This window comes from Arthrobacter sp. JCM 19049, assembly GCF_001310435.1.
The window spans coordinates 1-2,918 of the sequence record NZ_BAXF01000275.1; the positions used below are offsets into that span (position 1 = coordinate 1).

General features: G+C 66.3%; 6 protein-coding genes. 1 reads left to right on the forward strand and 5 read right to left on the reverse strand.

Features of this window, described 5'->3' with window-relative positions:
- The 5 genes from JCM19049_RS10850 to JCM19049_RS10860 all read right to left on the reverse strand — a co-directional run.
- Positions 1 to 347 (reverse strand): GNAT family N-acetyltransferase (locus JCM19049_RS10850; protein WP_279402992.1); only part of this gene is annotated, 347 nt, incomplete at its 3' end.
- 81 nt (positions 348 to 428) lie between these two features.
- Complete coding sequence (locus tag JCM19049_RS20300) at positions 429 to 563, reverse strand: hypothetical protein (protein WP_279402993.1); 135 nt, start codon at positions 561 to 563, stop codon at positions 429 to 431.
- Between the two features lie 93 nt (positions 564 to 656).
- Positions 657 to 1,013, reverse strand: coding sequence for a hypothetical protein (locus JCM19049_RS20305; RefSeq protein WP_279402994.1), 357 nt, complete (start codon positions 1,011 to 1,013; stop codon positions 657 to 659).
- Positions 980 to 1,363: a hypothetical protein gene (locus tag JCM19049_RS20310; RefSeq protein ID WP_279402995.1), complete on the reverse strand. Its 384-nt coding sequence runs from the start codon at positions 1,361 to 1,363 to the stop codon at positions 980 to 982. Before JCM19049_RS20310 ends, JCM19049_RS20305 begins: the two co-directional genes overlap by 34 nt.
- Before the next feature lie 175 nt (positions 1,364 to 1,538).
- The gene (locus JCM19049_RS10860) at positions 1,539 to 1,970 is read right to left on the reverse strand and encodes a Fur family transcriptional regulator (RefSeq protein WP_054821600.1); all 432 of its coding nucleotides are present in this window, start codon (positions 1,968 to 1,970) and stop codon (positions 1,539 to 1,541) included.
- A 112-nt stretch (positions 1,971 to 2,082) separates the two neighbouring features.
- Between JCM19049_RS10860 and JCM19049_RS10865 the strand changes: the two genes are divergently transcribed.
- Positions 2,083 to 2,918: MFS transporter (locus tag JCM19049_RS10865; RefSeq protein ID WP_374700296.1), on the forward strand; the 836-nt coding region annotated here is incomplete at its 3' end.

Sequence of the window (2,918 nt, forward strand, 5' to 3'; positions counted from 1 at the left end):
CGGTTCGCCTGGCCCACGGCCTGGCGCGCCACCTGCGTGGCGAAGCCCTGCCCCTGGGCGGACACCGCGAACCGGTACCCCAGGTTCCAGAAGGACTTGCGGGTAAGCGAACATCCGCCATAGCCAATGATCTGCCGGGAACCGGCGGCCCGAATCACCCAGGGGCCCAACCCCTCACGCCGCCAGCAACCCCGCCAGGCCTCCACCATGGCCATGGTCTTCTCCACGTTGGCATGGCGTTTGGCAGGCGCATGGCTCCACACCCGGGGGTCGGCAAAGATGCGGTGCAGTTCCGGCACATCCTGCCGTTGGGGCGGGCACAGGCTCAGTTGTTGAAGGGTGGACATGAAATCACCCTAGCGAACACCACGGGCAGGGCAAGCCCCCTGCCCGGCCAGAGGCGGGGAACGCAGCACGGGCCGGCCCGCTCAGCTCACGGTCTTGGGCTCGGGCAGGGAACCGGTGCGCGGGGCACGGAACATGTCAACCACGATCAGGATCACCGCAATCCAGACCAGGATGAAGCCCACCCAGCGCTCGAGGGGCATGACCTCATGGAACACCAGCAGGCCCAGGATGAACTGGCCGATGGGAGCCAGGAACTGCAGGAACCCAGGTGCTCAGCGGCAGCCGGCGGGCCGCACCGCCAAACAGGATCAGCGGCACCGCGGTAATGATCCCGCTGGTGGCCAGCAGCCAGAACCCTGGGACGCCGTCGGCGAACAGCGCCGAGGTGCCTGATAGGTCAGCACCCCAATGAAGACCAGCGCCACCGGGGTCAGGGCAATGGTTTCCACACTGAGCGTGGCCAGGGCCGTGCCCTTCTTGCCCACCTGGTTCTTGACCAGCCCGTAAAGTCCGAAGGAGAAGGCCAGGCCCAGGGAGATCCACGGGACCCGGCCCAGGCCGGCGGTGAGCACCACCACTGCCGCCACGGCGAACCCAATGGCCACCCACTGCAGGGACGAGAGGCGTTCCTTCAGAACAAAGACGCCCAGCGCGATGGCGACCAAGGGTTGATGAAGTAGCCCAGCGAGGCCTCCAGCACGTGCCCGGAAAGCACCGCGAAGGCGTAAAGCGTCCAGTTCACCGCGATGAGCACGCTGGCAAGGACCAGGCGGGCCGTGGTCTTCCGGTCGCGCAGCAAGGTCCCCAGGTCCCGCAGCTGCCGGGTCACCGCCAGCAGCAGGAAACAGAAGACCAGGGAAAACACCACCCGCAGTGCCACGAATTCAAACGCGGAGATCTCGGGCAGCAACAGGAAGTACAGCGGTAGCAGTCCCCAGACCAGGTATGCGCTGGTGCCTTGCAAAATGCCAATGCTGCGTGGGGAGCGCGGGGAGGCACCAGCGGTGTCAGTCATAGTCTGTGGTTGCCAATCTGTGGTGGACCGGGAAAGGGGTGCGACGCCACATTGGAAGCTGCCAAGGGGCAACGGGCGCCATTAAAGGTTACTGCTCCACCGCCCCGGTTTCGTCCTCGGTTCGGTCATGCGCCCTACACAAACCGTGTTCATCCGCCCATAGACCGGATGGTGCCTAACCTGCTACCACTTGATCGCCCAGCGCACAGCCTTCCTTGCACTGCCCGTAGAACAGCACGTCGGCGATGTCGATGCTGAAGCTGGTGGCCCCACCGGGGTGGAAGCAGGGGGCGGAGCCGTGGGCGCAGGGAACATTCTCCACCCGCCCGCACGTAACGCACACGGCATGGTGGTGGTTGTCGTGCGGGTCAATCTCATAACGGGCCGCCGTGCCGGGCACCGTGAACCGGCGCAGGATCCCGTGATCGGTCAGGTCGTTGACCGCGTTGTAGACCGCCTGCGAGCTGAGTGCGACCTGACCCTCGGACAGGGCGCGGGCCAGGGCCTCGGCGCTCTGGTGCGGTTCGGTGGCCAGCTGCCTGAGCAACGCCAAACGTGCACCGGTGGCCTTCAGGTCGTTATCGTGCAGCAGTTTGGCGTAATCCATACCCACCATTGCACGCAGGTGCTTGGGATCTGTCAACCGGTGATCTCGTCACATGACGGCGGGCCACCATCCCGGGAGCCGGTGAGGGGGCAAGGATGCGTAGGATCTTGGGGTGCCCAGTTTTTTGATGGATGTCGCCCCGCTGCGGCAAAGCCCGGCCTACCGCCGGTTGTGGATCGGCAACTCGCTCTCCGCCGTGGGAACCCAAATGACCCTGATCGCGGTCAGCCTGGAAGTCTATGCGCTGACCCAGTCCAGCTTCCGTGTTGGCTTGCTGGGCGCGTTCACCCTGGTGCCGCTGATCATCACCGGGCTCTACGGCGGGGCCATCGCCGACACGCACGACCGGCGCAAGGTGGCGCTGTACTCGGCCCTGGCGTTGTGGGTCATCACCGGCGCGCTGGCGCTGCAGGCGTGGCTGCAGGTGGGCAGCGTGTGGGTCCTCTACGGGTTGATGGCCCTGCATTCGGCGGCCGCGGGCATCAACCAGCCCACCCGTGGGGCCATCATTCCCTCCATTGTCCGCCGCGACCTGCTGCCGGCGGCCAATTCGCTGAACATGGTCACCTTCGGGGTGGCGCAGATGGTCGGCCCGCTGCTGGGCGGGCTGCTGGTGGCCCAGTTCGGGTACCAGTGGACGTATTCCCTTGACGCCATCACGTTCACCGCGGCCGTGTGGTCGGTCTTCCGCCTGCCGGCCCTGCCGGCGGCCGAACAGGTCGCCAGACGGGGTCTTTCATCGGTCATCGACGGGCTGCGCTACCTGAAGACCCAGCCGAATATCAGCATGACCTTCCTGATCGACATGGCGGCCATGATCCTGGCGGCGCCCAGGGCGCTGCTGCCGGCCATCGGCGCGGTGATGATCGGCGGGGGAGAGACCACGGTGGGCATCCTCCTGGCCTCCGCGGCCTGTGGTGCCCTGCTGGCCGGGCTGTTCTCCGGCAC